Source organism: Streptococcus mitis, from assembly GCF_001074635.1.
Classification (GTDB): domain Bacteria; phylum Bacillota; class Bacilli; order Lactobacillales; family Streptococcaceae; genus Streptococcus; species Streptococcus mitis_E.
The window spans coordinates 1-6,020 of record NZ_JUQO01000194.1; the positions used below are offsets into that span (position 1 = coordinate 1).

Here is a 6,020-nt window from a genome sequence, read left to right on the forward strand (position 1 = left end):
AGATATTGGTTGCTCATTTTTCAATCTCCTACCGATAACAATTTATTATCACTAGTATACCATAAATTCATCTTTAACAGTTTGATTTGTATAATGATTTTTTTAGTCTTGAATTGTAAAATTAAGTAAAAAAAAATTGAAAAAATTGCTAACTTCTAAAACTAACTTCCAGTTTTGGGAGAGAGATGGAAGTTACTTTGAGAAGTTACCGATTGAAAAAATTACCTATTGAACTATCATAAAAAATTGAAATAATAACAAATATTTGATAGAATGGTATAGGATAGTTTATAGTTTTAACTAGAAATGACTATATCTAAAATTGATTACCCATTTTAAGAAATATATGGGTATGATTAAACATATTATTATTTTTGAATAATTTTAGAGTAAAGAGAAAATGCAAGAATTTTATGATAAATATTGTAAAAAAAGAGAGAACCAAGATGAATTATATTTCTTTAATGGATATCAAGGAGAAGTTGAATTAAACAGGAGTAACATAGACTTGCAAAAAGAATCCGAAGTTCTTCTTGTAAGATATGCTAGTCCAAAATCAAATTTTGACAGGTTGCGATATACAAATTTTAACTATGATGAAGATACTCAAAAGGATAATTCATTTTCATTTGAATCGGAACTTGCAAAATTTGAAAAAGATTCACAACGATTTGTTCCAGATTTGAATAAAAACAAGGAGGTGTATTTCCTTCCGACAAATCTGGAATTAATAGTAAAACAAATAATTAATGGTAATAGAAGAAAAGTACCTGACATTCTAATTCCTTTAATTCCAAATGATATTCAGAGGAGCTTTGATTTTACATTTACTCCTACTCAATTCGAAATTGTTACTTATGAAAATATTGGTCAATTTGCTACTTCATTTATTAAATTAGAAGAGCCCTCGAGTGTTTGCGAAGTAAAAGAACAAATGGATTGTATAAAACACAGTATAAATGATAAGTTTGTTGATGGTATAGACGATTACTTTGTTGGTGATTTAGATCAAGGATTCGGAATGATGGAACGTGACTTTAAAAAAAAATATACTACACCAAGTACTTTTCACTATAATTTTGTATTGAAGAACAATGAAAAGGATAGTATGGTGAATTTACTAAAAACATTAAGTGAAAAATTTATACCATTTCCGTTTGAATAAAAAATGAGTGGAGGAAAAATAATATGATAAAGCAAAATATAAATAATTTTGATAAAATTATGAATATTGTAGAGCAAAATGATATAAAAATGCCTTTACTAGCAATAAATGAACCGATCTTTGGTATTGTATCTCACTTAGATAAGATTTACACGATTTATGTCATGCAAGATAGGACTTTGTTGAAAGATAATCATTTGGTAGATATTAAAGAAATTTTAATTACTGAACCTAACCTTACTAATCTTTACAAAGTAATAGATGGTGAAATTTCAATTCATAGTTTCTTTTCGAAATCTAATAATTATAGTATTGGAAAAATTGCTAATAAAATTTTTCCAAAAGTGGAAATTAATGATTTTTCGAAAATTTCAAATAAAATTCCTTCAATGGATTTACATTTGAGTTTGAATGATTATTGTACGCAATACTACAAAAATAACATAAAAAGTCGCTGTAAGCGTTTAAAAGAATACAATAACTTTAATAATAGTCTTACTTTTACGAATAATAAAAATGTGGAAGTGAAAAAACAGATAGAAGCTCTAGATATACATTGGGAACTTAAAGATGAAATATATAGTAATAGATAATGGTTGTAAAATTAATACATTAGAGTATAATACATTTGAGATAGACGAGTATAATTCTGGTGAGACAATTTCAGAGAGCCAAGAAGTTAACCTTTCTATAAAAATAGGTTTTAATAAGGAGAATATATTAAAAAGAGTTCTATTATTAGATGTTTTTGTAGAAGGTAAACATGAAGCTATCTTATTACGTAATCTTCATTTAGATTTATTTTACGAATTTGAATATAAAGAAGAATATAATGAAGCTGTTTTGGATAGTCTAGATATGTATATGATAAAACATTTTTTAACAGAAACTGATAAAATTGTTAAGAATATAACTTCATTAGATCAATTAACACCTTTTTCTTTAAAAGATGCAATAACAGATGTTACAGAGAAAGTACCAGCGAATCTTTCTGTAACGGTGGAACAAGTTGCTCATTATAAATAATTTTTAAGTTTAACATATTATTTTAAAGATAGCTTAGAGTCAAAACCGCTTTATAAAGTATAATAAAAAGCTCTTTAATAAAATGAGCTCTTTGTAAGCTATAGTGGATTGATGAAAAGTTATAAAAAGAGAGGATCAAATCGGTCCAATATAATTAAGCCAGAAATTCAAATACGATTCTGTATTTGGGTTTCTTTTTTTATGGGCTAAACTGATAGTTAAGGAGGTGCTTTCCATGATATAGTCATTTAGTTTAAAAAAAGCGCTCCAAGCATTCAAAAAAATTTGGAACTTCCCTTAATAAATCCGTCACTTTCTTTTTCAAGATAGCCCAAGCTTGCTCAGTAGGATTCAAATCTGGTGAATAAGGTGGTAGAGGTAAGAAAAAGTGTTTATCTTGAATGCAAAGTTCATCCAAAATGTTCTTGGGATGAAAACTAGCATTGTCCATGACAATAACATGAGATGTCTTCAAAGCAGGCAGGAGTTGCGTTTTGAACCACTTCACAAAGAAGTCACTCGTCATGCTTTCCTTGTAAACCATGGGAGCTATAAACTCTCCGTCTACTTGTCCTGCAACAATTGAAGTCCGCTCAAAACGCCGTCCGCTAATCTTTTCATAGACTTTTTCCCCTCTAGGAGCCCGTGCATAAGGACGATAGAAGTAGAGATTGATTCCCGTTTCGTCAATATATACGATTGGTAAGTCTTTTAGGTTATCCAAAATATCAAGAAATTCAGCGACTTTCTCTGGATTTTGTTTCTTAAAGCTAGTCGTCTTTTTTTAAAGTGACCTTAATCTGCTTTAAAGCTGCCCATACTGAAGGAATAGCACAATCAAAATGTGCTGCAATTTCCAGTAAAAAAGCGTCTGGATGAGCCTCTACAAAGGCTTTCAATTCCTCTAAAGGAATCTTTCGCTTTTTGACGACTCGCTTTTTCCGCTCTAAGTGTTCTTGTTCACGTAATTTTTTTCCCAAGTGAAGAGAGTTCTGACGCCAACATCAAAAACTTTAGCTGCCTCGACATGGCTGTGTCCCTCTTTGATGTAATCTAATGCTCGTTGTTTAAAATCTGTACCATATGCCATAGCTTTATTATGACATGCCCGTTTGAAACTAAGCAACTATAAATGGTAGAGAATCATTTCATCTATTTTTTGTTTACCAGTTTATAGAAATGGCTAGTATAGTGTAATTTTAACTTGTCTTCTCCTAAAATATCAAGGACTTGTATGGCCTGTTTCATTTTTTCAATTCCGCTATCTGAATGACGCTTAAATTCAAAGTAACCAGTTGCATAGAGAAAAACTGTCTGTTCATAAAAGTTTAATTCATTATCTAATAATGCTTTTATTTCGGTGATTAGACAAGTACAGTTTGAAAATTCTTCCTTATCTACGCTCAGAATTAGACAATTAATGGCCAATTGAGTGACAATTCGCTTATTTGTTTTATTCAATGAAGAGTAGATGTAATTGTTCAACATTTCCTTTGTTAATAGGAAGTAGGAGTTGTAGTTTATTGTTCGTACACAGTTACCTAATAAAGTGATTTCATAGTAACCCCATTTTTCAACTTTAAAGAGATAATCTGTCAATTGAAGTAATTCTTTATTTGATGGAATAATGCTGGAATCCATTGTATGTAGAATGGATTTTATCATTGTTTTCTCGAAAGAATTTAAAGTGTAATGTGATGAGTCAGAAAGTAGAGCAGCTATATTTTTGATGTTATGTGATGAATATTGCTTACGAATATATTGAACCAAATTAGCGAATAATTCAGCATTAGTATAATCTTCATTATGTAAAACAAGAAACTCATCTAAAGTAATGTGTAATTTGTCTAAAATATTGATAAGTCGAATACAAGATATCTCTGATTCCCCACGTTCGAATCTAGATATTTGAGATTTTGAAAGATGTTCATCTGCTACAGAGCATAGACTAATTTGTTTTCCTTTACGAACTTTTCTAAGTGTGATGCCAAGTTTTGATTTCATAATTTCCCATTTTCCCAACAAAAATTAAATCTGTTTTTATTTATTGTACAATAAATAAAGTCAGTTATCAATTTTAGCTACTCGAAAAGAAACTAGAGGAACAGTTTTTGCGGGAATTACACTTGTTGAATTTTATGGTCTGACTAAGAATTCTTTGAATACCCAAATGTCAGTTTTCGCGTTTGCAGTAGAATAGGAGATAAAAATGGAAAAATTAGTTATATCTAATGTTATTAAAACATACAAAGACACAGTTGCTTTAAGGGATGTGAATCTAGAATTGGAAAAAGGTAAGAGGTATTTTTTACTTGGAAAAAACGGATCAGGAAAATCTACTTTAATTGATTGTATCGCAGGGCATATAAGCTATACGGGCAGTATTACTTATAATAAAAAGGTTCAATTTTATAGAGAAATAGCTTATCAACCTCAGCATTTTAATATACTAGAAAATTTGAAAGTGTCAGAAGTAATCAATTTTTTTAAATCTTCGGTCTCGTCGTATCGGTTTGATCAGGAGCTCTATAATTTTCTTGAGATTGCTAATATTTTAAAGAAAAAGGTGAAATCTTTATCAGGTGGACAGCGTAAATCCCTATCAATATTCATTTCATTAGTAATGAATAAGAAAATTGTAATTTTGGATGAACCATTTTCAGAGTTGGATTTTGAAAAGAAAAAAGAACTCAATCAGTACTTATCCCAAAATTATCTTGATAAATTATTCATTGTTATTAGTCATGAATTAGAGGATATGCAGTTATTCACGAGTGATTTGATAATTTTAGATAATGGTAATGTCAAGTGTTGTGGAGACTATAATAATCTGTTCTCTAACTATAAAGTAAATACCATAGAAGATTTATATTTGGCAGTTACTGGGAAGACAATATATGAAAAGAGGATTTAAATATTGAAAAAAATATTACGGATGATTAAGTTTAGTTTTTTAGAAAATATGAGAAATTATGGAATCATTATCAGTTCAATTATTCCATCTACTGTATTTTTAATTATTGGTCTAGCAATTAAAAATATATTAAATAACACAGATATTATAAGTTTGTTACTCTATGGGCAATTTTTACCTATGAGTTTGATGCTACTCGTTTTATCATTCTCTTTCACTTTAAACATTAGTAGTTTTACAGAAAAAAGACAAACAAATTTTTTTAATTTTTTATCACATACTGATGTTAGTAATCTAGAATTTTATATTGGTACTTTTGTAGCTATGCTCTTGTTATTTAATGTATTCCAATTACCTCTTTTACTTTTGTTTTTATCAATAGTGAAAAATATGTATACTCACATTATCCATCTTAGTATTGCTTCAAATATTATTTTTATAGTGATGTATCCATTAGGAATATTAATTTCCTTATTTATTAAGAGTATGTCTAAAGTTAATGCAATCATGACACCTGTAAATTTGATATTGATGTTTTCAATCTCAATGCCAACTTTATTCGCTAGTTTATTAGGAAAGGAAGTCACGATATTTTACACGTATCTTTTTTGGAATCCTCTGATAATTTTGAATGATTTTATTTTATTTGAAATGAATATAAGTGAAAAAATGTGGTTATCTAAAGAACTCTCTCTCTTTTTATTGTTTATCTTGTTTTTTGTATTCACTTTAGCGGATTATTGTTTGGAAAAAAGAAGAATTCAGGAAATTTGAAAAGGTCGCTTGATACTATGCGTTTTCTTGTGTGACTTTCAGACTGTCAGATGCGCGTCGAAGGTTATACCCCCAAAAAACCGAATTCGATACAATAAAGGTGTTCAAGCCAATTGTAAAGCGAAAGGAGAAAAATATGGC

The 6,020-nt window shown here is 29.1% G+C and carries 6 protein-coding genes and 1 pseudogene; 5 read left to right on the forward strand and 2 right to left on the reverse strand.

The features are described from left to right. Nucleotides 1-400 precede the first annotated feature (400 nt). From ADI58_RS08080 to ADI58_RS08090, 3 genes are read left to right on the forward strand one after another with little or no spacing between them, the layout of a single operon-like run. Entirely contained in the window at nucleotides 401-1,165 is a 765-nt protein-coding gene (locus tag ADI58_RS08080; protein WP_049522145.1) for a hypothetical protein, read from the forward strand. Nucleotides 1,166-1,188: 23 nt separating this feature from the next. Next, nucleotides 1,189-1,758, forward strand: coding sequence for a hypothetical protein (locus ADI58_RS08085; protein ID WP_049522146.1), 570 nt, complete (start codon nucleotides 1,189-1,191; stop codon nucleotides 1,756-1,758). Beyond that, nucleotides 1,736-2,191: a hypothetical protein gene (locus tag ADI58_RS08090; RefSeq protein WP_049522147.1), complete on the forward strand. Its 456-nt coding sequence runs from the start codon at nucleotides 1,736-1,738 to the stop codon at nucleotides 2,189-2,191. Before ADI58_RS08085 ends, ADI58_RS08090 begins: the two co-directional genes overlap by 23 nt. A gap of 253 nt (nucleotides 2,192-2,444) precedes the next feature. Here ADI58_RS08090 and ADI58_RS11570 read toward each other — a convergent pair. After that, nucleotides 2,445-3,281 (reverse strand): annotated as a pseudogene (locus ADI58_RS11570) (IS630 family transposase). A gap of 62 nt (nucleotides 3,282-3,343) precedes the next feature. After that, a complete protein-coding gene (locus ADI58_RS08105) occupies nucleotides 3,344-4,195 on the reverse strand; it encodes a helix-turn-helix domain-containing protein (protein WP_049522149.1) in 852 nt (283 codons plus the stop codon). A 205-nt stretch (nucleotides 4,196-4,400) separates the two neighbouring features. Between ADI58_RS08105 and ADI58_RS08110 the strand changes: the two genes are divergently transcribed. Beyond that, complete coding sequence (locus ADI58_RS08110) at nucleotides 4,401-5,105, forward strand: ATP-binding cassette domain-containing protein (RefSeq protein WP_049522150.1); 705 nt, start codon at nucleotides 4,401-4,403, stop codon at nucleotides 5,103-5,105. Nucleotides 5,106-5,108: 3 nt separating this feature from the next. Then, nucleotides 5,109-5,879, forward strand: coding sequence for a hypothetical protein (locus ADI58_RS08115; protein WP_152905491.1), 771 nt, complete (start codon nucleotides 5,109-5,111; stop codon nucleotides 5,877-5,879). The last annotated feature ends 141 nt before the right edge of the window (nucleotides 5,880-6,020 follow it).

Coding starts and splice junctions, on each gene's coding strand:
- ADI58_RS08085 (WP_049522146.1), top strand. CDS start 1,189: ATGATAAAGCAAAATATAAATAATTTTGATAAAATTATGAATATTGTA.
- ADI58_RS08090 (WP_049522147.1), top strand. CDS start 1,736: ATGAAATATATAGTAATAGATAATGGTTGTAAAATTAATACATTAGAG.
- ADI58_RS08110 (WP_049522150.1), top strand. CDS start 4,401: ATGGAAAAATTAGTTATATCTAATGTTATTAAAACATACAAAGACACA.
- ADI58_RS08105 (WP_049522149.1), bottom strand. CDS start 4,195: ATGAAATCAAAACTTGGCATCACACTTAGAAAAGTTCGTAAAGGAAAA.
- ADI58_RS08080 (WP_049522145.1), top strand. CDS start 401: ATGCAAGAATTTTATGATAAATATTGTAAAAAAAGAGAGAACCAAGAT.